The 24,875-nt window shown below is 55.1% G+C and carries 19 protein-coding genes; 10 read left to right on the plus strand and 9 right to left on the minus strand.

Annotated elements, in window-relative coordinates; translation table 11 throughout:
- Positions 1 to 66 precede the first annotated feature (66 nt).
- The 8 genes from AB5Y70_RS13485 to radC all read left to right on the plus strand — a co-directional run bounded on the left by AB5Y70_RS13485 (position 67) and on the right by radC (position 4,054).
- Entirely contained in the window at positions 67 to 615 is a 549-nt protein-coding gene (locus AB5Y70_RS13485) for a recombinase family protein (protein ID WP_201888521.1), read from the plus strand.
- Positions 616 to 691: 76 nt separating this feature from the next.
- A complete protein-coding gene (locus AB5Y70_RS13490; RefSeq protein ID WP_324648644.1) occupies positions 692 to 1,135 on the plus strand; it encodes a hypothetical protein in 444 nt (147 codons plus the stop codon).
- Positions 1,136 to 1,175: 40 nt separating this feature from the next.
- The gene (locus AB5Y70_RS13495) at positions 1,176 to 1,616 is read left to right on the plus strand and encodes an IrmA family protein (RefSeq protein WP_342400564.1); all 441 of its coding nucleotides are present in this window, start codon (positions 1,176 to 1,178) and stop codon (positions 1,614 to 1,616) included.
- 90 nt (positions 1,617 to 1,706) lie between these two features.
- Positions 1,707 to 2,285 (plus strand): lecithin retinol acyltransferase family protein, encoded by a 579-nt coding sequence (locus AB5Y70_RS13500; protein WP_368176058.1) that lies wholly within the window; start codon positions 1,707 to 1,709, stop codon positions 2,283 to 2,285.
- A 61-nt stretch (positions 2,286 to 2,346) separates the two neighbouring features.
- Positions 2,347 to 2,772 (plus strand): DUF2787 domain-containing protein, encoded by a 426-nt coding sequence (locus tag AB5Y70_RS13505; RefSeq protein WP_324063634.1) that lies wholly within the window; start codon positions 2,347 to 2,349, stop codon positions 2,770 to 2,772.
- Between the two features lie 9 nt (positions 2,773 to 2,781).
- Positions 2,782 to 3,192 (plus strand): hypothetical protein, encoded by a 411-nt coding sequence (locus AB5Y70_RS13510; protein ID WP_368176059.1) that lies wholly within the window; start codon positions 2,782 to 2,784, stop codon positions 3,190 to 3,192.
- Positions 3,193 to 3,250: 58 nt separating this feature from the next.
- Entirely contained in the window at positions 3,251 to 3,442 is a 192-nt protein-coding gene (locus AB5Y70_RS13515; RefSeq protein WP_324063638.1) for a hypothetical protein, read from the plus strand.
- A 111-nt stretch (positions 3,443 to 3,553) separates the two neighbouring features.
- Positions 3,554 to 4,054, plus strand: coding sequence for a DNA repair protein RadC (gene radC / locus AB5Y70_RS13520; protein WP_324063640.1), 501 nt, complete (start codon positions 3,554 to 3,556; stop codon positions 4,052 to 4,054).
- Between the two features lie 128 nt (positions 4,055 to 4,182).
- On the opposite strand, the gene AB5Y70_RS13525 is transcribed toward radC, so the two are convergent.
- The 8 genes from AB5Y70_RS13525 to AB5Y70_RS13560 all read right to left on the minus strand — a co-directional run bounded on the left by AB5Y70_RS13525 (position 4,183) and on the right by AB5Y70_RS13560 (position 22,754).
- Positions 4,183 to 9,774 carry an ATP-binding protein gene (locus AB5Y70_RS13525; protein WP_368176060.1) on the minus strand — a complete coding sequence of 1,864 codons (5,592 nt, stop codon included), beginning with the start codon at positions 9,772 to 9,774 and terminating at the stop codon, positions 4,183 to 4,185.
- A complete protein-coding gene (locus AB5Y70_RS13530; RefSeq protein ID WP_368176061.1) occupies positions 9,771 to 11,438 on the minus strand; it encodes a hypothetical protein in 1,668 nt (555 codons plus the stop codon). Before AB5Y70_RS13530 ends, AB5Y70_RS13525 begins: the two co-directional genes overlap by 4 nt.
- Positions 11,438 to 15,601, minus strand: a complete 4,164-nt coding sequence (locus AB5Y70_RS13535; protein WP_368176062.1) for a protein kinase — start codon at positions 15,599 to 15,601, stop codon at positions 11,438 to 11,440. The genes AB5Y70_RS13530 and AB5Y70_RS13535 overlap by 1 nt, the downstream gene beginning before the upstream one ends.
- Positions 15,601 to 17,010, minus strand: coding sequence for a hypothetical protein (locus AB5Y70_RS13540; RefSeq protein WP_368176063.1), 1,410 nt, complete (start codon positions 17,008 to 17,010; stop codon positions 15,601 to 15,603). The genes AB5Y70_RS13535 and AB5Y70_RS13540 overlap by 1 nt, the downstream gene beginning before the upstream one ends.
- Positions 17,007 to 17,663 (minus strand): hypothetical protein, encoded by a 657-nt coding sequence (locus AB5Y70_RS13545; RefSeq protein ID WP_368176064.1) that lies wholly within the window; start codon positions 17,661 to 17,663, stop codon positions 17,007 to 17,009. Before AB5Y70_RS13545 ends, AB5Y70_RS13540 begins: the two co-directional genes overlap by 4 nt.
- On the minus strand, positions 17,660 to 18,997 hold the full coding sequence (locus AB5Y70_RS13550) for an AAA family ATPase (RefSeq protein ID WP_368176065.1): 1,338 nt from the start codon (positions 18,995 to 18,997) through the stop codon (positions 17,660 to 17,662). Before AB5Y70_RS13550 ends, AB5Y70_RS13545 begins: the two co-directional genes overlap by 4 nt.
- Positions 18,994 to 21,000, minus strand: a complete 2,007-nt coding sequence (locus tag AB5Y70_RS13555) for a restriction endonuclease subunit M (RefSeq protein WP_368176066.1) — start codon at positions 20,998 to 21,000, stop codon at positions 18,994 to 18,996. The genes AB5Y70_RS13550 and AB5Y70_RS13555 overlap by 4 nt, the downstream gene beginning before the upstream one ends.
- Before the next feature lie 509 nt (positions 21,001 to 21,509).
- Entirely contained in the window at positions 21,510 to 22,754 is a 1,245-nt protein-coding gene (locus AB5Y70_RS13560; RefSeq protein WP_319896845.1) for a hypothetical protein, read from the minus strand.
- Positions 22,755 to 23,134: 380 nt separating this feature from the next.
- Here AB5Y70_RS13560 and AB5Y70_RS13565 point away from each other — a divergent pair, with 380 nt between their 5' ends.
- A complete protein-coding gene (locus AB5Y70_RS13565; RefSeq protein WP_368176067.1) occupies positions 23,135 to 24,052 on the plus strand; it encodes a WYL domain-containing protein in 918 nt (305 codons plus the stop codon).
- Positions 24,053 to 24,096: 44 nt separating this feature from the next.
- Here AB5Y70_RS13565 and AB5Y70_RS13570 read toward each other — a convergent pair whose 3' ends face one another.
- Entirely contained in the window at positions 24,097 to 24,285 is a 189-nt protein-coding gene (locus AB5Y70_RS13570; protein WP_076362308.1) for a DUF3283 family protein, read from the minus strand.
- Between the two features lie 115 nt (positions 24,286 to 24,400).
- Between AB5Y70_RS13570 and AB5Y70_RS13575 the strand changes: the two genes are divergently transcribed.
- A complete protein-coding gene (locus AB5Y70_RS13575) occupies positions 24,401 to 24,844 on the plus strand; it encodes a LexA family protein (RefSeq protein ID WP_368176068.1) in 444 nt (147 codons plus the stop codon).
- The last annotated feature ends 31 nt before the right edge of the window (positions 24,845 to 24,875 follow it).

Here is a 24,875-nt window from a genome sequence, read left to right on the forward strand (position 1 = left end):
AAGGTCTCTTCGAGACTTTTGACCATGGGGGTCAGTGTACCTTGCCCTATTGACCGGGAGGAGACCATGGCACTGGTAGGTTACGCACGTGTTAGTACGGGAGGTCAGAGCCTTGAAGTCCAGCTTCGAGCGCTGGCCGAATGCAATAAGGTTTTCCAAGAGAAGGTTAGCGGTGCCAGTGATGATAGGCCACAACTTGCTCTCCTCTTGGATTATGTGACGGAGGGGGATGTGGTGATGGTTACCAAGCTGGACCGTCTGGCTCGTAATACTCGTCACCTATTGGAAATATCAGAATTTCTACAACACAAGCAAGTTGCATTGCGGATATTAAATCTGGGGATTGATACCTCAACGCCTACCGGCAAGTTAATGCTCACCATGATCGGTGCTATCGCAACCTTTGAACGAGAATTGATGTTGGAGCGGCAAGCTGAAGGTATTGAGTTAGCCAAGCGCCGAGGTGCTTATAAGGGGCGTAAGCCTACTGCAATGGCAAAAGGTAATGAAGTTCTGGCACTGGTTGCCAAAGGATTACCCAGAGCTGAAATTGCCAAGCGCACTGGGATCAGTATCTCCAGTGTGCAACGCATTCTCAGATCTCAGAGCAACTGAAAAAATAGTGTGGTTTACCGTTTCTGACTATAGCCATACACATCTATTTGATCATAGTTATTCAGTGAGATAAAAAATGAAAAAGCTGACATTCTGCTTACTACTAACGCTTATGTCTGGAAGTCAATCAATACAGGCGGCGGAGCCATTCACAGGCTTTCTGCCTGCACTAGTGCAGGACAAAACAGGAAAGCCATTTTGGTGCAACGCACATTTAAATTTAAACAGAAAATGCATCGCAACTGAAATAAGTAATCTTTCTATGGTCATTGTGCGCAGTCAACCATTTGGTGAGTGTGAAGCAGGTATGTGGGGGTGGATCGCCACAGCAGGCTCCCCACAGAAAATTGCCATTGGTTACACAATTACGCCTGATGAAAAATTCAATATTTCACTGAAAGATATGTGTCGACCTGGCACTGTTGTCAAATTTCAACCAAATAAGAGGTATAAGAATGAGGAAGACCTGGTTGGCTTTTACAATGGCAAAGAGATATTCAGATACCTTGGGCGTAAATAACTAAGTGGTTTAAGAGAAAGTAATTGTCACGAGGATTTCTATGAAAGACATACATCGGTATTTATTGGCCTCCACACTGATATTCTCGGCCATCGCCTGCAGTGCCCAAGAACAACGTTATCTCTCTATCCAGCACACTGACACCGTCTACGCCAACCAAGGCGTCTGTGCGTATCACTTCTCTTTAGATAGTGGTGGTGCAGACGAATTTGGTCATTTGTATATCACGCTGCAGTTTAATGACAAAAAGGGCAAATCGCTGGCCGAGTCAACGCTGGAGGTTGAGCCATTCGGTGGGAGCGACGCTACCCGCTATGGTAGTGGCTTGACAGAAGTGGATTGCGCCCAGGTAGAGCAGGCCAAGTCAATCGCCATTATTCAGGCTACCGAGGTGCTCGCTCACAACCAAGTCACCCGACTGCCGATATCTACCTTCACCCCTGAGTTTCATCAACCACTGAAGATCACCGTGGGCGACTAGTAGCCCATTTAAGAAAAACAAAGCCAAAGGGCGTCACCATAACGGTGACGCCCTTTTTCATTTCCAACCTTTGATGAGGATCATCATCTCATGCCACGACATTTCATTATTGGCGATCACTTAGTAACACCACAGCCTGAAGGCCACCATCACGGGCTCTTTGTTGGCCATGACCAGGTCATTCACTGTCGACCATCCCCTTCCGGAGAGCACTCAGGCCAACTGGCGCTGGCCTCGCTGGCTGAATTCAGTCAGCACTGCACCATTGAGGTCCAGCCCCATGCCCAACGTCTGTTCAGTCGAGAGGAAAGCCTGACACGGGCTTACGCCCGGCTCAATGAAGGAGAGCAGGGCCAGCTGTTTGCCAACAGTGAGCTGTTTGTCACTTGGTGTATTGAAGGGATTCAGCATCCCCCCAAGCTGCTGCAGACCGCTGTAGCAACGGTGGTGGCAGCCGAAGTCGCTCGTCACACGTTAAGCAAGGCGGCCACCAGTGCAACCGCTGGACTTGCTGCCAGTACGCTGGCGACAACGGCTGGCGGTAGTGGCGCTGCTGCAACGGTAGTATCGGTGACCGGTATTGCCACAGCCCCGTTGTTAGCTCCTCTTGCCGTGGGCGCCGTAGCAGCCTATGGCGTCAGCAAACTGTGGGATTGGTTAAACGACTGACCCATCACTTCAACGCAAAAGCAGGGGCTTCCCCCTGCTTTGAACTTAATGAGGAAACACCATGACTATTCCCTTTTTCCGGGACGGCTTTGCCCTGCCCGTTGACCAAGCATTGCTGGTTCTGCTCAACCAAGAAATCGCTAAAACCGAGCTCAATATCGAACGCTTAACCCAACTGACCTTCAACTTTCGCAACCCCGGCTACAGTGCTGAGCAAGGCGGCGTGCACCCGGTCGAGATCCGCCTGATCCGTGGACTTGATGGCTGGCTGTTCGATTACGTCACCGACTTCAGCTACCAGGGGCAGGGCCGAGATGCTGAGCTCTGCAAGGAGCTCGATTTCAACTTCCTCGATGGGGAACACACCATGTTGGGCTGGGGACCGCTGCGGCTGGCCGAAGCGCGGGAGTTGTTCGATATCTGGCAGAGCAACTTCATTGCCTATTGCCGGTTGGAGTGTTTCAGCGTCACGGTCGCAGGAGATTAGGAGGACACGATGAGCCAAGAATTAGCGCTCTCCCACTACTCACGTCAGTGGTTGGGACAAGTTGCAGCCAACGCCAAGCTAACCCCCACTCGTAGTGGTCAGCGTTGGCTGCTTCACCTGACACCGGATAGCCCACCAGCCCGTACAGTCACCTTACAAGTGCGCTGGTCTGGTGTGCAGTGGCAACTGCTCTCCATCACCAATGCCGATGACTGGCGAACCATGAGCCAAATGGTGGATGAGATCTGCATTGACCCCAAACGTCGCTGTTTCTGGCGCAGTCAAGCAGGCCCCGTGCCACTCACCGAGCAACCCCGCGTGCTGGCAAGCTTTCTGGCTGACCTGCAGCGTACCTGCATTAATCGCGGCTATGCCGTGGAGAGTGACCACATCCCCGACAAGAAGATTGAAGATGATTAATGCTGTGCTCGCCATCGAGCTAGAGGCTTACCTTAAACGTAATGGCCTGGTTGAAGCAGTGCATGACCAAGGCCAGCCGGTGGACGGTTACGCCCTCTACCTACGCTATGAAAATGAACGGTGTGACGCACTGGCGCAATGGCTGTGCAACCACCCGGATCACCGCTGGCTAAGCCAGTTCGGCACCCTACTAGCCACCAGTTACCGCGTTCCGTTGCACGACTACACCCCGCACACCCTGGCGGCCTGAACACAGCCAACCAAGCCTGCGGTCCCCCCCCATTCAGTAACCTATTAACCAACTACTTCGCCTACCCTGCCGCACCCCACGTGGTGGGACGATGGCGTATGGAGCACCATCATGTTGCATCACAAACTGATCGCCGGGGAGATCCCCGGCACCTATCGGGTAACCGACCTTGTCACCGACGACGACCTGCTCACCATCGCCCAAGCAGTTGCCCGTCAGAAACTGGCCAAGGGAGAAGCTATTACCGATAAACACGTGGCCCATCAGGCCCTGCAAGGGCTGCTGCAAACACGGGATCGCGAAGTCTTTGCGGCACTTTTCCTCGATAACCAACACAGGATCCTGGCCTACGAGGAGCTGTTCCTTGGCACCCTGTCCGCTGCGACCGTCTACCCCCGCGATGTCGTCAAGCAGGCACTGCACTACAATGCTGCCGCCCTAATGCTGGTGCATAACCACCCATCGGGATACCCGGAACCCAGCCGGGCAGATATAAAAATAACCCAGCGTCTACAGGATGCCCTGGCACTGGTGGATATCCGCACTCTAGATCATCTGGTCGTCGGTACTGAGGGAGTGGTATCGCTGGCAGAACGAGGGCATTTACAATGAATCCTCACCTTTAGGTTGTCATATAATTAAGGCCCACCAACTATGGTGGGTCTTAATTATGGTTTTATTTTTTGGCGTTGAACGCAACAAGCTGGTGCAGTATCACCAGATATATTTCAACCATGCATTTAGCTTAATGTTGTTAGCTCCTCAACTGCGACTCTTGTTGCACCACCATGTTGTGTAACTCGGGCCCGACACTTTATCTTGATTGCACCTCGTGAGAATGAATCATCCGAGGCCTTACTTGACCACACATAGGCTTCCCCTGCTTTAAGAAGAGACATACGTTCTGGAGTCAAGTTACCAAGAGCAGCATTGGCTTTTTGAATATGTTTCAGCCAAGCAGGAGAGTTAAACTTATGCATGATTATCTGGCTTGAAAGCTCAATAAGACTAACAGGAACAGATGGCGGGTCCTGGCTCGCCACCATGATACTAACCCCCTTGTGCCGCATTTCTCGTACAACCTCGATGAGCCCAGCAACCAGATCGGGACTTTCGATATATTTGTGAGCCTCATCGAACACCACCAGTTTGTTGAAGCTGCGCCCATCTATCCGGGCATCAGCGAACAACTGCAGGAGCACAACAAACAGTCCTAGTGCCTCGTCCTTCTCAATGAACTCGTCTCGTAGATCGACAATGATCAGTCGACCAGGTCTCACGACCTCGGTAAGAGATGTGCCGTCATTGATATACTCAGCGGCTAAATCGAGACGCATCCGAGCCAACTCCTTGAGGTGTTCTGGAACAGATGATGCGTCGATGCCCGTACGTAAGCCCTCAAGGGTGATGTCATCACGCATCGCTTTCATGATGCGCATGATCTGGCGGATATAGGTGGCTTGATTGCCTACGGCGCCCATCAAAAACTTCCAGTGCGAAGCCTTCAGCTCGGATGCCGAGAACTGCAAAGGCCGTACTTCGATGTCTGGGTACTCAGCCTGACGCTCTTCGATCTTGTCTGTTGGAACAAGAAGCAAGACATCTGCGAGTGCTTTTGGCTCCGCACCATATATCTCCTTCAGCGCACGAACCTGCTCTTCCACAGAATTCGCCCCCACCATCGACGTAAACTCAGGCTTGTAGTCCATCGTCGGGCTGTAGTGGAAAATCACCGTAGATAGTGGCTCGGGCAAACAGTTGATACCAGGGATCTGCAGCGAAGCCATCTCTGCCACGCAGCCCAAGGTGTAGCTCTTCCCGCCCCCCTGAACGCCAAACAAGCTGATGGTGTGGGTCTGATTGAGGTCAAGTGCAACCTTGCGTCCAGATACTTCACCAATCAGGCCGTACTGAGGTGTTGCACCTGTGGTGCCGAGCATGATGTCGTAGGCCACTAGGCTATCGGTAGCCTCGCCGTCTTGAGACTGCGACCGTGTAGCGAATGCATTCTGGGGAGCCACCTCCTCCGTAACAAGAGCTGGTGAGGGCACTTGTTCCGTGGTCGTATCTGAACCCGACGCGTCTATAGACGGTAGTGATGTATCAGGGCTTGCAGCCTGTACGGTGTCAATTGAAGGAGGAGTAGTTTGCACCAAGGTGGTTAGTTCAAGCTTCCGCACGGGCACGCTGGAAGCCACCTCATGTTGCGTTAATCTCCCCCTCGGGCGATCGTCCCAAGCGAGCGTTCGATCCCGTGGTGGGCTTAGGAAGGCTGCCGTTTCAAATGTAGGGACAGCCGGTGCCAACTCCCTGCGACGAAGCAGTTCCAGCGTGGCCTCTCTCACGGTGTTGGTAGAGCGTGAGTACTGGATACTGGCCACAGTCTCGGTGTCAGTAACGGCCGACTCAACCAACTGTCGGATCAAATCACTACCGATCCGATAGAACTCGATGCCATTTTCATGCTCGGCGGGTTCAGTACCTGGCTTGCTGAAGTCAAACACCACTGCACTTCGCGTGAATTGCAGGGTGTAAGGGTGTTCATCGAGACGTCGCAGGAAGTAGTGGGCTTCTTCAGCTGCCTCTGGCAAGACCACGCCGTAGCGTTCAGAGCGATCTAGGTAAAAGCCTAACAGCGCAGCAAGATCTCGATTCTTTATAGGGCGGTCAGGACGATCTACATCAGCCATCTTGGGGTCGAAGTGATAGGCCAATACGTGTTCGGACTGAGCGATCTGATCAGCGATTGACGCCTTCAACTGCGCGTATGCAGCTACATCGCCCACCTGACTGTAGCATTTCACTTCGACCAACCGGCACGTCACTACACGGCTTGATGGATCGAGATCGAACAGGGCAAGGTCAGTCCGCCGGAAGCTGACTTCATCGCCCATTTCCTCAGCGCTTTGTTTCAACGCCTTGTACAGCTCCAAGTGTGCGTCTAACGGCACGACGACTTGGTTCTGGAAAACGCCCTGGTGTTCGAGGAACAAGCGCGAAAGCGCCAAACCCATAGCCTCAGCCCGCTGGGAAGATGAGGACAGTAGCTTCAAAGCCAGCCGTCCAGACAACGAACGAAGCTGATCCAGCATTACCAAGGCATGTCGACCCGTGTTGGGCAATCCGTATTCGCTCAAGATCGGGATCAGCAAAGACTCAAGCTCTGCAACAGATCTCGATGTAATAGCCAAACGATGGCTCATCGCGTTCGCCATGTCAGGCGAGTGGTCGATCAAGTAGTCTGGCCGAGTGGCATGTCTGCGATGGTCAAAGAACTCGATTCCCAAGTTCCGATCAATCGTGAGCACCCAGTCACTGACCTCATGCACCTGATGAAGCATGGCGCGCTCATCTGCGGACAAGCTCAACGCAACCACTGGACGTGCATGTGGTAGGTATTGACTGCGAGCAAGCGTCGCCACAGCGACCGAAACCGCACGGGACACGCCCCCCATGAGGTCGGATAACGCCTCTGCCCCCTCTAGCGGCTGTGCGACACCATGAAGCGGACGACGTAACCAAGTGATGGACTGCTCGTCCTCCAGATAATCCACTTCGAAGGGCTGAACCAGTCCATGGACAAACGACGAATCATCACTGCCTTGAACATCAACTGCTCGAATTTCCTCTGCCGGGAACAGATCGAATAAGAAGGAGAGGTGCGCAGCATGCAAATCCGGGTCCTCACGGAACTCCTTGATCGCACGAATGGCTAATCGCAGCTTGGGGTGCAGATGGCTGTTGGTCGGTGTCGAAAAAGCGTCAGCCTCCTTTGCACTGGTTCCCGAGTCCGGCGACAAGAGTTCCAGCAAAGCTTCCCCGGTCGAGGGAGCTCCCGGATCAAGCACGAAGAGCCGGATGTCGTAACGCAGATCGGCGAACTCAGGATGTCGCTGAAGTGCCAGCAACACCTCGGCCAACGCACCGGCACGCCCCGCATTGAAAGCGTTGATCGTCAGCGTCTCAACATACGGGTGCTGGACCAGATAACGTTGCACGCGCGCGGCAAGATAAGCACTATCAATGCTCGCACCACCGATGGCTGGCTCTGATAGGCCAAGGGCAGCGCACACCTCCCCAATCAGTCCACGAGGATCTTTCTCATCGGTCGCTGCGTACAAAGACCAGAACGGGTTGATGTTGTCCACAGCCAGAGCTGTACGTCCCAACTCCTCACCGAAAGGGACGACTGGAGGAAAAGCTGCGGGCGCCAGCTGCTTGATCACCGCGTCACGTGTGGGAACTACAAACTCCTTGTTGCTAGACCGGCTCTGCTCCATCCAAGCCTGTCCGAGATGGCTCCACGTGACGTGCCAATTGGCACGCAATGGATGTGTTGGCCCCAGCAGAACAGCATCTCGGCGCCTCCCTTGATAGTCTTCCAACACGAGGGTCACAGAATCGATGGTGAGCGCATAGCGAAGCTCATCCATAGCTTGCCGCGCAACGGCCGTCTCTGTGGAGCTGGTACGAGCAAGCACTGCGTCGATCCAAGCCAGATAGGCGGAGGCATAGTTCTGTGCCGGCTCCTGAAGGGACAGAAGATCGCTGGCCTGCATGATCAGCCGTTGATCACCCTTCAGTACAGCGGCGAACAATGTCTCCCGCGCCTCTCGAAACCGAGTAACCTCGTCTGAGACTGGCCACTGAAACGACGTAGTGGAGCGTGTTGCAACACCCGAAGCACTGATCGAAAACCTTAAACGGTTGAGACCTTCGGGGTCTTCTAAAAACGCTCGCTCCAAGTCAGCCAATCGGCTGGACACCAAGACGTTCGCCTTCCCCTCCTTACCCAGGCGAATCTCCAAGGTCTCTCCGCTGGCCGTGGCCTTGCTACTGCGTTCTACCCAAACGCAACCGGTAACAGTAACGGTATCAGGATCGCGATCCTGGGCTACGGCCGCAAAACGTGCACGCAGCAATGCATGCATCAAGCTCGCCTCACGCGGAACTGCACGCTGTGGTGGTTCAACCTCGACCTCATCGTCAGTGACCACGTAGAAGAGATCACTCTCGTTAGAGCTGGCATACACCTCAGATGAATCACCATTGAATTGAATAGGATTGCCTTCTCCGTCCGCGAGAGGAATGCGTTCACCGTCTTCGGTCTCTGCATACACCCGCACGTAGTGCCAGCCTTCTTCCCAGTCGATCTTGCCAATCGAAGAAAAAGCAATCGTGCCGGAGTCGGTTCCTTTGGTCCAAGCTGCTTTACGCCTACGCAAACCTGTCGGCCCGTTGTCTCGCGACACAACCTCCGCTACAAACCGTGATAACCCTTCGATCTTGGAAGGCACTGGGTCAACACGGAAAGAGACACTGAACTTTTTGAGCCCGGTCTTTGAGATGGGCAGCACCTTATGCCCGATCAACTCGGTCAAGCGGGGATCTTCATTATCATCCTTCACCACAGGCAGGTCAGGCAGCGCGACATCGCCTATGTAGATCGCGTCCGGATTGACTCCTCCGTCCTCGAACAACCATTTATTGAAAGCTAGTCGCCAATTCACACGGTCGCGAACGATAGCTTGCGTCCACTCCTTGGGATTGGATACGCCGATACGGAAAAAGAATTCACCCAGTTGCTTGCAGAAAATGGGATCCAGCAAGCCCAGCTCAAGAGCTCGAACGCGCTCCGTCTTTGTCGACCATGTCACGCGCTCCACGCACTCCCGGTTGCGAGCCACCCGTATTGGCGCGCTCTCTGCGTGCAGGAACAATTCAAAGTCTGGCACCAGAGCAAGCTCAAACAGCGCAGCCCCCATGGCGTCCGGATCAAACCCATTGACCTGGCAGGTGAGCAGGTACCGCGCTACGGCAGCGTCATCGGCATACCGCCACCGGGATTCACGCCGCCGTAACTCGCTCAAGCAAGCCTCTACGGCCATGCGCAAGTTGGCAGGAACTTGGGCAAGCAACTGCCCGCTCAGCTCTGCATAAGCGCCATCAATGGGAATCTCTTCAAACGTGGCAACCCCAAATGAATCTTCCGCTGAGGCACGTAGGTCATTCGGCACGAACACCAACAACGGAGGTCTAAGCTCATCGTTTGGAAGCGGGTTCCGCAACTCAACCAGTTTGGTACTGCTGACAGCCATGTCCGGCGCCATCACTCGCAAGCTCTCATCTGCCAACACTACGACGTTCGCTGACGGCACTGCAGCCCGCAAGCCACCAGCCAAACGGATCATCAGCTCCCGATCCAAGTCGGTGACCCGCATGCAATGACCAAGCTCGCGGGCAGCAAGCAGATGAGATAGCTTTGGAAGCAGAACAGATTCCAGTGCAGCGTTCAATTCTTGACTCGTGAGTTCACGTAGTCCCTGGCTCATGAGCACGCTCCTTCATTTCGTTCTGCAATCGTGTAGCGCGGCACCACTGTCTGGGTCACGTAGGCATCAGACAAATCTCGATAGAAGCCAATCTCGCGCAGGCGTCCGGTAAATGCCTGCACATTGCTGCGTAGTGCTTTCCGTTCGTCAATAGTCGGTGAGCCCTCACCTGGTGGCAGCTGATCGATGTACAGCCCATAGCGTTCGCGCAAGAATGACAGCAGGTCATCGATCCGCATCTCGCCGGTGAAGTAACCCAGATCTCCACCTGGCCTCAACACTGCGATCTGCAGCAACACCTCCAGCAGGCGGCTCTCCAAAGTAAATCGCCGAGGCGCATTTCGCGCGCGGGTCTGAGCAAGCAGCGCCCCCGACTTGTTCTTCAGCATCGTCGCGTCCAACGACTCGATGATGTACTTCCGGTGGAAGGAACCACGCAGAGCCACCAGAATCTCGATGTAGGTCTCAAAGTCCGATAATCCCATCTTTGTTATTGCCTCGACCTCTGTATCCAGGCCTGCATCACCTTCGGACAAAGATTCCAGCAACCCAGCCAGGCGCTCACCGAAGAACTTGTCCCGCTCTTCCTCAAACGGTTCTCCTTGAAGGCTATACAACTCTCTCACCGAGAACACGGAATTCAAGGGCCGAATCAGCTTGCCTCGCCGAACGAGGTGTTCAGAAAATTCGTCCAACTTCTTGGCGACGAAGTACGCTCGCACAAATCCAGGAATGCGCCGGTAGTAACCATCTGCGCTGCGCTCAGCCAGTGCTGCGCTTGCGGACTCTGCGCTACCTGACAAATCAACAAACAGTCCCAGCTTGTAGGGGCAGTCCCCCTGAGGCTCGCGTTGCTCACGGGGCTTCATGGGGCAAGCAGATTCGGCGCACAGCGAGTTGGCTCCCTCAAGTTTCTGCCAGGCAGGCAGTAGCTTCAGCAGACGAAGGTGGTACAACGCCAAGTGGAACGACAAGAGCACCTTCAGGTACTCCACCATCACCGAGCGCGGCATGAAAGGCTTGTAGAACAACAGTCGCTGAATGTCTTCGGCCATCAGATCGGCTGAGCCTATGCACACTGGTGCGAACCGATCTCCGCCAGCGCGCGTGTCTGCAGTGTCCTTCCTCTGCGACAAGAAATGCAGCAGCGTCGCCGTCTCTATGTCTGTCAGCGCTTTGTCGTTCAGCTCTCGCGTGAGCTTGTCGAACCCGTCGAAGAAAAAGCCCTTGAGATGCTCGATGGTCTTGTGGCCTGCGAGGTGGCGTGCGTGATGCAGCATCTGATAGAGATGCTGTGCAGCCCCGTAGTCACGCGAGTGCTTCGGATTACGAAAGCGATAGGTGTAGCCGTGCAGAGGGCGTGGCCCCGCCACAGCAGAGTTCTTCTTGCCGCGGTTCACGATGTCCATCAGATGCGTTTCCACCCAACGCTCTACTATGTCTCGATGCTGTGTGAAGCCCAAGAACTTGTCGCGGGCATCGAGGATGTCATCGACGAACTTGTCCACAGTCAGTTCTCGTTTGTCGCGGAAAACGCTCGGGTAGCCGCCATGCTCCAAGCGCTCGAACAGACCCGTGAGCACCCGATCCATTTCAATCGTCTTGAAGTCGAGATAGCTGATTTTCGGGAGCCGGAACTCCCTGTCCTTTTTCTGCAATGCCATCAGTTCCCCCTAGAGCCGATCTCTGCGACTTCTTCTTGGCGCGCACCAGCCACCGGTCCGTGCAGCAATCGCATCTCCACCCGCCCATCGTCATGGCGGGCCAAGCAGTAGAAGTCGTGCCCCGTGGTGGTCAGCAAAATTTCGCGGTACGGCTGTGCGTTGAGGCTATTCTTGAACACACCGAGACAGAGATAAAAACCCTGCATCTCTTCAACGCTAGGCCGATAGCCTTGATTCAGGCGCACTAGCATTTCGAACACATCGAGGTTGATGATCAGTTCGCTGCTGATGGCACCTGAGCCCTGGCCTTGGTACTTCAGCAGTAGACCGGTCGGCAGGTGTTCAACGAAGCGAGCCTTAGCTGCAAAGTCTTGTACCTGAAGCCCAAAACCCTCCACAGGGAAGAGCCGGTAGCTGCGTATCGTACCGTGTTCGACCTGCCGCAACTGCAAGGCTAGGCTGGCTCCAAGTCGCTCTGGGTGCAGCAGCCCTTCCCCTCTGTTGATGGCATGCAGGATTTCACTCGTGAGCTCATCGATGGGCATTTCACCTCGAACAATCTCCACCATGCGCTTGGCGGAGCGATAGGGCAGCATTTTTTCCCAGCTGGCGTCACGCCGCTCAAAGAAGTGCTTGCGGCGTGCCATAGCCACATACTCACGATGTTTACGTGCCCGTTGGCGGACTGACAAGTCCGAAACGCCACGCGGCAGATCACTAAACAGGCGCCTCAACACCTCGAAGTCAAACTGCCCTCGGCGCTCGAAGCGGAACAGAGCACGATCATCTGGTTGAACAAAGTCCAGCCCTCGGTCGAAGCGGGGATCTTCCTGCTGGCCTATATCCAGCTCGCTCAGCAGCGTCAAGAGCCGGTCTGATGTGGCTTGCCCGCCCCCCATCCAGCTGTTGAAGTAGAAACTGCGCACCAAGTCATCGTGCTTGCCAGAGGTGTAAAGAGCATGAATTTCACTACAGTCACGGTTGCCAATCAGCATGAACGACAGAGCTGAACGTAGGTCGCGCATGGTGATGTGCAAACGCCCGCGCAAGTGCGCCATCGTGTAAAGCGTCTTGAGGCGTTCTAACAAACGCGGCCCGGCGATCTCATCCTGGAAGCTGCGCGCGTTATGCAAGGCGTAGCAGTTGCCCTTCAAGTCACACTGCTCGCATGCGGACCAGTTCTCGGGACGAACGATGCTTCGCAGCGTGCGCTCCAGAATCGATCCGCCTTCCGCATCGGCCACAACACTGCGCAGGTTCAGGTTCACTACCGCCACGCCTAATTCAGCTTCCCCGGTAGAAAATGCACGTCGAACAAGGGCCGCGAGTGCCAAGAAGTCCCGCTCATGTGCGGCCAAGAAGTCCACCAAACGGCCTTCGTTGATCGCTATCAGTCGCGTCTCTTGTGGCCTCCAGGACTCTGGGTCGTTGCCCTTGAACGGGGCTAGGAAATCCAGCAGCACCTGGTTGTTGTCTTTGTGGCCCTCGTCTTGGCTACCGTCGTAGTTAATCAGGTAACGATTCCCCTCCAGGCTCAGTTCGCTGCCGTTTGCCAGACCACGATTGGCAACCCCGCCTCGGGCTTCGACCTCTTTCTCCAGCCGTTGCAAGAAGGCGGTCTTGCCATCGCCTGCATTGCCCGAAATCAGCACAAGCCGGAACTCACCCTGCAGCACAGCAGGCAATAAGGCCCGGTCCAGCGCGGTGTCCACATAAGCAGAGAAACCAAGTGCGTCCATGCCCCGCGTTCCGGCATTGCTGCGGCGGCTTTGGCTGTAAAGTGTCAGCAGGTGTGAAACGAATGCGTTGGAGTTAGGTGCCGATTTAGCAAAGGCAGGCTGCCCGTTGCTCACCCCCGTCACCATAGTTGCTAGGCTAACAGTCTGCACTCGACGAGCATGGCGCACATCTGCCAACGCATCGCGAAATTCAACAGCTGCGTGGAAACGCTCTGACCTGCGAGGCGCGATGGCCTTAAGTAGCACGTTAACCAACTCCGGCGCTAGGTCGGCAAAGCCCGACAGTTCACGCGGGTCGGGCGCAGGCTTATTGATGGGGGGCTCTGTCGTATCCCACGGGTAGCGGGCCGTCAATGCCTCATACAAGGTCAGACCCAGCGCATACAAATCACGGTCCGCGCGCTCACTGTTGTGCGGAATGACCTCCGGATCAAAGTCCGGCGGTAGATAGCGCCGAGAGCCCCCTCCAAGCGACTCCTTGTCGTCAGCTCGTACCGACACATTGAAGTCGATGATCTTGGCCCCCTTTGGCGTCCACAAGATGTTGCGCGGCTTAATGTCACAGTGATGGAAGCCCTGCGCATGAAGGTGCGCCAGACCCTCAATCACCTGCTTGCCCAACTCCAGCGCATCTTCGGGGGACAACAGGCGGTCGTGGATCATGTCACCAACATCGGCCCCTTCCACGTACTCAAACACCAGAAAGGGGATGTCACGCCCAGGAATAACGTCCGCATCCAGCACACGCACCACGTGAGGGTGCTCGGGAATGTGCACCAGGTGGCGGTATTCCTTCTTAAGGCGCTCCAAGGTCGAGTGCCGATCACTGACGATAAGCTTCACAGTACGCGCCACGTCACCCAAGGTGTCGATCACCTTGTAGACTACTCCGAAGCTACCGCGCCCGAGCTTCTTCTCCACGATGAACTTGTGGGTTAGGCGATGGCCTGCCGTCAAGTTCAGGTAGTCGGTTTGGGCATCATCGACTTCACAGACCTCGGGATTCGGTGCCTCTGCAGCTTGGCTGGCTGCTTGCGCCACGGGTTGCAGCAAACCATTCAAAGCGGCCAGCGCTGCCGATGCGGTCAGCCGCAGGTGCTCATCAAAAGCGCACAGGCTCTGCAGCCAAGCGTCAAAGGCCTCGTTCAATTCCGGCCGCAGTGCTGAAGGCTTGTTGAGGAACTCCCCAGCCCGATCCCACACTGTGGTGGGCTCACCGGCAAACGGTCGCTCTCCGGTGAAGAGTTCGTAAAGGATAACCCCTGCGGAGAAGATGTCCGATGCGGTCGATGCGGCACCCGGCTCCCGGAACGCCTCGGGCGCTACATAGGCCTTCTCCACCAAATCAACAATGTCCGTCGCAATCGTCCGGCTGCGGTCCACACCGGGCTTGGCGAAATCAAAATCGGTGATGCGTGTCGTGCCATCTTGGCCAATCAAGATTGCAGCAGGTGTCAGGTTGCGATGCACCACCCCATGATGGTGGGCATGAACCAAGGCCTCCAACAGATCTTTGGCAACACGCCACTTCTGGTCCAACGTAAGCGCTAACTGGGGCCGAGCCATGTGCACAGTCAACGCCTGACCCGGCGCATCGTCCAGGATCAGGATGAAAGACTGGTCGTCATCGGTCGGGAAGAAATCCCGCGCAGCCACTATGTTAGGATGCATGGGCAGCTTGGACAGCGCCCGGTAGGCATTGGCAATGCGGTTGACTTGCGCCTTGCACACGTCTTCCGGCTGGTAGGGGTCTGCCTGGTACACCCTCAGCCGAGCCGCCCCCCCCGCGAACGCGTTCTCGGCGCGGAACTCGGTGTAGGCCTCTGCCGCCCCGAGCTTCTCTTTCACCTGCCAGTGCCCAAAGCGCAGCACAGCCGAAGCTGGTTTCACTACCTTCAAGGCGTGCAGGATCAACCCTTGTTGCTGCAGAATGTTCTTGGAGAAGCGCGCCGGAATGCGTGTGGCATCTTTGAAGTAGCGCTCTGCGTCCTTCAGCTTCACCACCCGGTCTGTATCCAACTGCTCACGGTCATTCAAGTGAGCATCGGGCGCGGTGAGCAGAATGGCGGCATCGACGTAGATGCCGTCCAGCTCATGCCGTCCAGGATTGGCCTGAGTCACCAACCCCTTCACCGTACGAGCATGGCCGCGCAGCTTACCCAGCGGTGATGGATACGGCGCACGCCCCTCGGGATACCACTTGTTGCCGTACACATCGATGGTGCCGCGCGTGCCCTTCACGTCGATCAGGTACAGGGCGTGCGGCGTCAGCAATGCGATGTCGATCTCGAAGCGCTCGCCCTGCCGCTCGATCTCGAAGTTGTGAAGCAGAACGAAGCTGTCTGGCAAGCGATCCCGCAGGTACGCAATGGCGCTGCGCTCTGCATCGTTGACCGGCTGGCCTACTGGGATCACTTTGGCCATCACTGCGCTCCCTGAATTAGCGATTCCACAATTCTTCTGGCGTCTAGTTCCAATTGCAAAGCCTCATCCCGAGCGGCCACAGCAGTCAGAACTTGATTGGCGATCTCCTTTTCTCTCTCTGGTGCCAAACGAGGAATCAGAACGGTTTTTATGCCAGCAACATCGAAATGGGGAATTGACCCCCCATAGGTCAAGCAAGATATTTGTCGATAAGCCAAGAGCGAGTTCAGGAATCCATAAAGATAAGCTGCCTTTTGCTGATCCTTTACGATCAGGCGCACAAGCATGTGGGTGGTCGTAGCCTTATCAAGATGCCTACCTACCCACACTGGGCGCCCTGTAAGCCCTCCTTCTTGCCCAAACGCCTGAACCAAAATCATCCCCTCTTTGAGGGTAACCTGATCAAATAGCTTCGTCGCTTTAGAGAGATAGCCTTTTGGCTCTGGTTCATTCCAGTAAAGGCTATAGCCGGTGAAGTAGGGAGCTGAAAATTCAGGGCCATCAACGTGAATTCGCTTGAAAATTCCCGGCAGGAAGACGTCATCGCACCATGTCTCTATCGAGGCGTGTGGCGCTCTGGATAAGGTCTGTCTAATTTGAACGGCGCGTGGGTTGTGATACTCGGCATCCATCCTAAGGCGCAGCTCGTCGCTTTGAACTGAAGATACAGAAAGGCTGGGCCGCTCATGCAGATCAAGACCAGGAAATAGATCATCAAACTCCTTAGCCACCAACTGAAGGCTTTTCGCTGCACGCCCTCGCAGTTCGGCAGCCAGTGCCACTTTTGAATGAACCTCCCGCTCTTTGGATTCGTCAAATCTCGGCACATCCAAGGTAGCAATATGCTCAGGCTCGATGTGCTGAATGATTGCGCCGTAGGTTCCTGCTACAACCAAAGGAACTCCGTACTTGCTGGTGAGGAAAGCGTACAAGTAGCCCTCCGGGATACGTTCTGGATTTGGCACAACCTTCAGAACATCTTGAGACGACCAAATCCCATCCATATCTGGTCGGACGTAAGTCATACGGCCAATCGTCCCAGAACAAGAAATCAAGGTTGTCCCTGGGCTCAATCGCAAATAGGACAAGCGTGAAGACTCGGCGTCTTTCTTCCGAAGCATTGGCAAGGTGCTCAGGTCAGCCAGCAACATCGCCCCGCTGCTTATGAATGGCACACCATGCTTCGACGACTCTACGTAGTTGCGCTTAAACATCGGGCCGTTAAATATTCCACCCGCATGCCCTGATGTAAGGGTGTGCAATGGATCTTTGCGTACTTTGATTTTTCGCAATGTGTCTCGGGCCTCTAGAGCACCTGACATGTATGGATTGCAGTCCAGCCGACGACCGCCTTGCTCCAGCCAGTCGGAACGTACGATGCGCGCATTCTTGAAACTCGCATAAATCATGCAGGTACCTCCGCTGGGAACCAAGTCCGAAACGCCGCATGCATCTCAGCAAAGCCTGCGTCTGTGCACCCTTTGATCGAAATATGCTCAGCCAGCTTTTGATAAATAGCGGATGAACGAGGTTGCCGGGTCTGCTTCAGCACCCATTCGGCGGCTTCCTTCGGTCGCGGTGGCTTGGCGGCGTCAGCCGGCCACCATCCGCTCTCAGCCAAATGCTGACGCAGCGACTTATCGCCTTTGTACCGAAGCACGTCTGCCACTTGCGGCTTGTCCTGCCACAGCCAGTTTTCCAACTCGGGCTCGATGGCGATCACCTTGACCGCATCCTCGGCCCAACCACTGGCTACCAGATTGGCCGTGATGTGGGCGACGATGGCGTCTTTGCCAGGCGTGCCTTCCCACTCGCAGTCCAGCACTACAAGGGCGCGCTGGTGGCTGCTCTGGTAGGGGCGCAACAACTCGTGGCCCTTGGTGTAGACGCCGGGGTCGTTGCCACCTTCGTCCACCAGCAGGTCGGCACCGACATCGGTGTTGATCTCAAAGGGCGCGCAACCGAGGCTCAGGTGCCAACGCTCGCGCTTGAAGTACCCACGGAAGGTGGCAGCCATATTGCTGTCGGCCACCAAGATGACGCAGGGGCGCTTGTTCATCATCCGAGCACCCCCGCTGCGAACAGGCTGCCAAGATCGATGCCACCTCGCCACTCTTGCAGGCGAGGATGGTCCGTCCCGGCGATCATCTCCACGCCGCCTTCGCTGGCCAGCCGTGCGCACAGCAACTGGTCCAGCTTTGCTCGTGCCAGCACCACAGGTGAATGCGATGACACCCAGACCTGGCTGTCGTACATCGATGAGAGCGATTGCAGGACCGCTTCAATGGCGCGCGGATGAATGCCGTTCTCTGGCTCCTCGGTCACCAAGATGGCGGGCTGCTTGCTGAGGTATGGCAGCAGCGTCAGCGTGAGGATGCGCAGGGTGCCATCCGACAAACCGGGTGACGGCACTTTGAAATCGCCCTTGTAGCTGACCACGAAATAGGCATGGTGGTCGTCCTCACGTTCACGCACTTCGATGTCCGTGACCTGCGGCAATGCGGTTTGCACATGGGCAATCCAGTCGGCATAGCGCTCGCTGCGGTAGTCAGCAGGCGCAGCATCGGGAGCCCCCTCGCGCTTCAGTTCCAGTGCGAGCCATGGGATGTTGCGGCCGTTGGCAGTGATGACCTTGGGCTGCCCCGGTGGGCTGGCTTGACGCATGGCCGACCAATTGGGCTCTAGGAACACTGCATCGGTAGTCAACAAGCTGTGCAGCCACCGCGCAGCGGGGTAACCCGCCTCGGACTCGAACAGCACGCGCGGCATGGCCAGCAGCGTCTCGGGCAGGCCGACCTTGACGGCTTTGGCGTGCGGTGTTTCTGGCTTGAATTCCGACTCGTAGCCAATCTCGCGCTTGAGCGTGAGGTGCCACAGTTTCTTGCTCGCTGCCGTTGCCCCGTGAAAGCCCGCTTGTCGGCGGTCTGGTCCATCAGCTTCCGGGAAGAGGAAGAGATACTCGTAGGCCACCAGCAGTGATTGATCCTCACCGATGCGCAAGCCGATCTCGTAGCGGATGTGGGTCGGCCATTGACGGCGGTCTTCCTGCAAGGCTTGGCGCGAGCGCTCCGTGCGTTTGCTGGCAAACAAGCCTTCAAGCACCTTTGATTGCACTGCCTCAGGCAGGCGGGCTTCGACCGCCAGCGAGAAGTCGCTGCCGCGCCCAGCGAACACCAGTTCGTTCAGGCTGCCAGCACGCGGCGGCAATTCAGGGCGACGCTCCATGAACGGCGCGGAGACATTGCTGGTACGCAGCAAGTCACCCAAGAGAACGGGCAGGTCCAGCAAGGTGGTTTTGCCAGAGCCATTGGCCCCTACCAGAACGCGAAAGTCGCCGACATCGACGCCCAGGCGTTCGAAGCAGCGATAACGTGTGGCTTCAAGTCGCGTGATCATTTGCTGGGCTCCGGATGTTGGGCGCGGAACTCGGCATACGCCTTGGCGATCTCGGGCAAGTCGTCGTCGAGGATGCGCTCCTTGCGGTGCAGGGTGCGCACTTGCAGGCCACCGCCGATGCGGACCTTCTCTTCGTGGCTGACATCAACTAGGATTTCTTCGCCGTCAGGGTGGCGCTTGTAAAGCGTGTTGCCACGGCGGTCGAAGCCCACCTTCTCAGCGACAGCCATGAAGACGGGGTAGTCCTTCTTTTGACCCAGGTCTTCTGCCTTGATCACCTCTTCAGGCTTGCGCTTCAGGAAGAGCAAGCTGGTCAAGATGTTGACGTTGGCCTCGACGATGAAGGACTCGACGGGCAGGTCGATGCTGGCCAGCACCCAGCAATGACGCAGAATCCAGTAACGGATGTACTCATCACCAGGGTTACCCAAGATGCCATCGGGTAGGACGATGCCCGCCCGACCACCGGGCTTGAGCCACTTGACACAGCGCTCGATGAACAACACCTCGGGTGACACCGCAGGCTTCATGGCATTAGTCATTACAAAGCCATCGCCTTGGCGTTCCCAGCGTCGCGCCAACTCGTACTGCTCCAAAATAGTCTTTTCAGTGATCGGAATATCAGAGCCAAACGGAGGGTTGGTCATCAGTACATCGATTGACCCTAGCGGCATGTTGACCTTAGCCGGCGCTACTCCCGGCAAGTCTCCACGCGGAAACTCTAGCGAGTTCATGTGATAGAGGTGCCCCAATGAATTACCCGCCATCATCACGTTCATCTGCGCTGCGCGAACCAGGAAGGGATCGAAATCCGCACCAAACAAGTTATTAGCTGCAAAATTGGCCAGCCGCTCGCGTATGGATACAAACTCCTCGGTGTTCTCGTCGCCCGTTTTGATACTCTTCTCTTCGTGAAATACTTTATTCAGGTAATTCAGGGTTTCTACCAAGAAACCGCCCGTGCCGCAGGATGAATCCAGCACACGCTCGTGTTCCTTAGGAGCCAGCATTTTGACAACCAGGCTAATAGCACCACGCGGCGTGAAATACTGGCCGCGATCACCGCGCAGGTTAGTACCCACGATTTCTTGGTAGGCTGCGCCCTTGGCATCCACATCGGTGCGGCCAAAGTCATAACGAGCCAATTCAGAAACGATAAATGCGAGCGCCCTGTCAGACAGGGTGATTTCTTCATTCCCCTTAAAGAGAGCGCTGTACTCTTTCTTGACCTTTTCAAAGAGTGGCTTGATGCGTTGACGAATAGCCTTCTGGCCTACAGGTTCAAAGGGTTCGAAGGGGCCGACATAGAAGCCACGAGCTTCATTCGGTTGTTGCTCGTCATACATTTTGCAGAAAATGAGGTAGAGGAACTGCCAGAAGGCGGCGTCTTTCGGCATACCTTCATTGCCGTGTATGTAGTTGTGGCACCGCCGAAAAGCGATGCGCAACATTTCCGGGTCAGCGCGGCGCAAGCGCCCCATGGAGCGGCCTTCAACGCTGAAGGTGTCATCTCCCATGGGCCAGTCACCGATTGGATTAAGCCAAGTGTCGAATCGGGAGACCTCCTTCTGGAAGAAGAAGAATTCAAGGCCGTTGGTCCAGAGGCCATAGTGACAGCTTTCGGCTTCGGTCATTACGGCTTCTAACAGCTCAAATTCTTTGCGAGCCTCCTCGGGATCACGCATTCGGTAAGCACCCTTGGTTCCTACCTTTGGCTCTTTATCAACCGTAACTGCACGGTAGAGGTTGTCTATTATGTGTGGCTGACCAGACTTGAAAATGGCGATATCAAGCTTACGGTTTTTACCCTGTACCTTGACCTTGAAGTCAGGCTCCATGTCCTCAGCTGCGATACCATATTCATGAATGATGGCTCGTGCGACCCGCTGCCTAACCTTTTCTTTGTCAGTGTTCTTTACTTGAGCGCCGGTGATGTAATCGAAAATCTTTCCTTCTTCGAGCACATCAGCAGTGATTTTTGACTCTCGACTGAGGTCCGCCATGATAATTTTCCTACATAGAGCAAGGAGTACACAATCTGTACTCCTTGTCCTTTGGTTACCAAGATATTGAAATTGAGGATATTGTTCCACCAGCACTCTCAAACGGCAACACCTTAGGCGCGAAACCGTACCGCTAGAGAATTCGTGGTTCAGTTGGAAGTGGGAGTGAGCTGGCAAGCAAATCTGTTGTTAAGAAAGCGACCTACATCTCCAGACACCATAATCCGGATCATTCTTATCCATCCCAAGGCAAAAAAGACCTTCAAAAATGCGATAACAGGCATGCATTGTACGGCAATCATGCCTGAGACAGTAGGCCCCAAGAGCCCCGGTTATACCCATAGTTTGTAAGGTAGTTCTGGGTCGGTTAGTTGCGGGCTAGATGGTTACGCATTAGGATTCAGTACCTCCTAACGTCCGCTCTTACGCGGTCCAACAGAACATAATCTGTCTGGTATTGGCCTGCACTGCACCAGTCAATACACACAAGAGCATTGAATTTTAAAGAGTTATTTACATTTCTCACACCACCAGCCATTAGGGCCGTTGCCTCTATCTCCCCCACAGTGAGGGCAGGAACCCGGTTTGATAGAGGAGTACCACTGACGTTGCGTGTCGCTCACGGGTTGCGGACTGGCAACGGGGTTGGTCTGTTTCTGGGGTGTGCTGTTTACATTTGCGCCACCTCGCATGCTGGCGTAGGAATACCGTGTAGACGCTTCTGCCTTTTCTGCTCTTGCTATTCGTTTCGCACGAGATCTGATGCAAACCTCGCGATAGCAGTAGCCGTCAGCATCAAGGCGTTGGTGCTGTAGTTGGCAATTACGACACGCTGTCGGCGTAGATCGTGGATACTGCCCCCCATTGCTGGTCTTGTCGCTGTCTTGCGCAGCCCGTGCGGCATAGTCCCGTGCTCTCTGGGCGGCACGCTCCTGTTCAGCCAATCTCATCTGAGCCGTAATCGCCGCTTGGTGCTCGCGTTGCATCCTTTGCTTTGCCTCATACTGACGCCGAGCTTCCTCCAGTTGTTCTTGTTTTAGTTGCTGCTGTCTGGCTTTCTCCTCTGCTTCTTGCCGTCGCTGTTCGGCAAGCTGCTCCAGGGCGATCAGCGCCATCTCCTCGCGTGGGTGATAGAGCCAATGTAGGCAGTTGGGATTTTCGCTGAGAATCGTCAGCATCAAAGTCGTTGTGTCCATCCCTGCCGGGCGAGACTTATCGAACATCCGGTCGCCAAATTGGCTATAACAAACAGCCAAAACGCCTGTTTTAGGGTGTTTGGCAATGAATCGCCCAAGCCACAGCGGGTACAACCCTACAGGCTCGTGCGCGGCAGGAAAGTGTAGGGCAAGGTGATAGTCTGGTCGGGACACCAACTGAAATAGCCCTGCCGGAACACTATGGGTCTCTGCTTGCGGAACAAATTGAACGTCTATATCAGCATGGGCCTTAGCAACCAGTTCCTTGACCCCATCAAACGAGGTGTAATGGGCAGGGGTATTGAGCTTCACTACACTTTCCAGCTTAGAGAGCAGCATCAACCGCACACTGGTTTCAAAGGCGTAGATGCATTTTTCCTTGCTGTCACGGTAATGAGCAAAGCAGTGGCGGTTTTGCTCACCTTTTCTGGCAACGAGCAATCCTTTACAACTGGGACAATGACAACCGGCTGCAAGTCCTCTTTCAACATCATCGACCGAGACAATTGCACCGGTCTCGGTCTTTATTGCGAAGGGTATTTTATTCTGAAAGTCCATCAATCGGTCACCTGAATAAGCTCAACCTTCATTTCTGGTAAGCCGCAGAATAGAGTGGCAACGTTCTCTGCCTTATCACTTCACCTACCCCCTTTGAGTCTCTACCACGCTCATCTGCTTGCTACCCTTGTACTAAATAAATACACCTAATCGTACTACACCATCCCGAAAGCCTTGAGGTATAGAGCCTAGCGGCAAAGCCTGGCATGACCTTGTGATTGTGAGAGCAACCGAAGTTGAGCTGCACTTCGGCAATATGCTGGTAGAACGTGGTACAGGCAGCACAATCTTCTTCACCACACTGTGATTAACTCAGTATATGTCGCCTGTATACTCATGCCGATACTGGTTACATACACATGTCGCATTTTGGAGCACATATGACCCCCAGAGAGCTCACTTGGGATCAGACCCTACGCTTTCGCCTGCTAGAGATCGTGTTGCAATGGGAAGGACGGCTGACCACCAATCACCTAATGACAGCCTTCAATATCGGCCGCCAGCAAGCATCACGGGATATCAATCACTACCTGACCTACTACTCACCAGTAGGGTTGATCTATGACCGAAGCCTGAAGGGATACAAGCCCACCGAGCAATTCGTGCCGCGATTTAGTGAAGGAAAAGTAGATGAGTACCTGATGCTGTTACATCGTGAAAAACAGCACCAACGCCAACATGAAGCGGGGCTGTTGACCCTGCCGCTGATGGATTTGCGCTACGGCCATATCGAGATCTTGGATGTACCCAGCCGTCATATCGACCCCAAGATTGTGCGGGGTCTGGTGCAAGCGGCTCGCGGTCAGTTGCGGGTCGATGTCGATTACGTATCCCTCAGCTCAGAGGAGCAGAGCGGCCGCAATATCGTGCCCCACACCCTGGTCTATGACGGGATCCGCTGGCACGTGCGCGCATACTGCGAGAAGAAAGGGGTATATCTGGATTTTGTGATGAGCCGGTTTCGTGGGGAACCTGAGCTACTGGATACCTCCCCTCACGGCCGGGATCAGGATCTTGAGTGGAACACCCAGGTCACTGCGGTGGTCATCCCCAATCCAACCCTCAGCGCAGGACAACAGGCCATCATTGCCAGTGACTATGCCATGCCGGATGGCAAGCTGCTGCTCAACCAGCGCATACCTTTGATGCATTACGCGCTGGAGCGCATGCAAGTGAGCTATAACGGCGATCACGAACAGCATCCGCTGCTCTACCCGCTGGTGCTGGCAAACCGGGACGAGTTGGTAGCCAAGGGCTGCATCTTCAAGCTCCGAAGCCCGGATTTGCGCGAGAATTAAGGGACTTAGGGTGTTCCCAGAATAAAAACATGGCTACAGGAAGGCTAGCCCCGCTTGTACCTACTTACTTGCTCAAGAAAGTAGCTGCTCAGCTCACCCTTATGCTGGCTTGCTTCGCTTTCTGCGCTGGCCAAGTAACCGTTGCGCTCCTTCCATACCGCATATGCGGCGGCCTTCTCGACCTCGACCCGTTCTTGCTGCTCTTTCGGTAGGGCACACAGATTGTGACTCATACTGACCTCTTTGTTATTTGTTGGCGCCATGGTACGTCATCAGTGGCATGCGGGACTTGCGCTGGTTCAAAGGTGGTGCGCTATAATGGCTGTATATAAATACAGGTGTTTTGCCATGAAGCTGTTAACCCCAGACCCATCACCCGCCGAGGTGACCATCCCGCTGTTCTTACACCGCGCCTCTTGTGGCTTTCCCAGCCCAGCCAGCGACTATCTGGAAGGGAAGTTGGACCTCAACACCCACTGCGTGCCGCACCCTGCAGCAACCTTCTATCTGCGTGCCGAGGGGGAGAGCATGACCGGGGTCGGCATCTTTCCCGGTGACTTGCTGGTAGTCGATAAGAGCCTCACCCCGCGCCATGGTGATGTGGTGATTGCACTACTCGATGGCGGCTTCACGGTAAAGACCTTGCAGCTCAAGCCGAGGTTGCGGCTGTTGCCAGCCAATCCGGCGTTCGCGCCTATCGACCCTTTTATGAGCCTCTCCCTGGAGTTGTTCGGAGTGGTCACCCATGTGATTGGCAATCTGAGGCAGCGTGATGGCTATAGCGCTCGTTGATGTAAACAACTTCTACGCCAGCTGTGAGCGG

The organism is Aeromonas sp. s1(2024), from assembly GCF_040908005.1.
GTDB lineage: Bacteria > Pseudomonadota > Gammaproteobacteria > Enterobacterales > Aeromonadaceae > Aeromonas > Aeromonas caviae.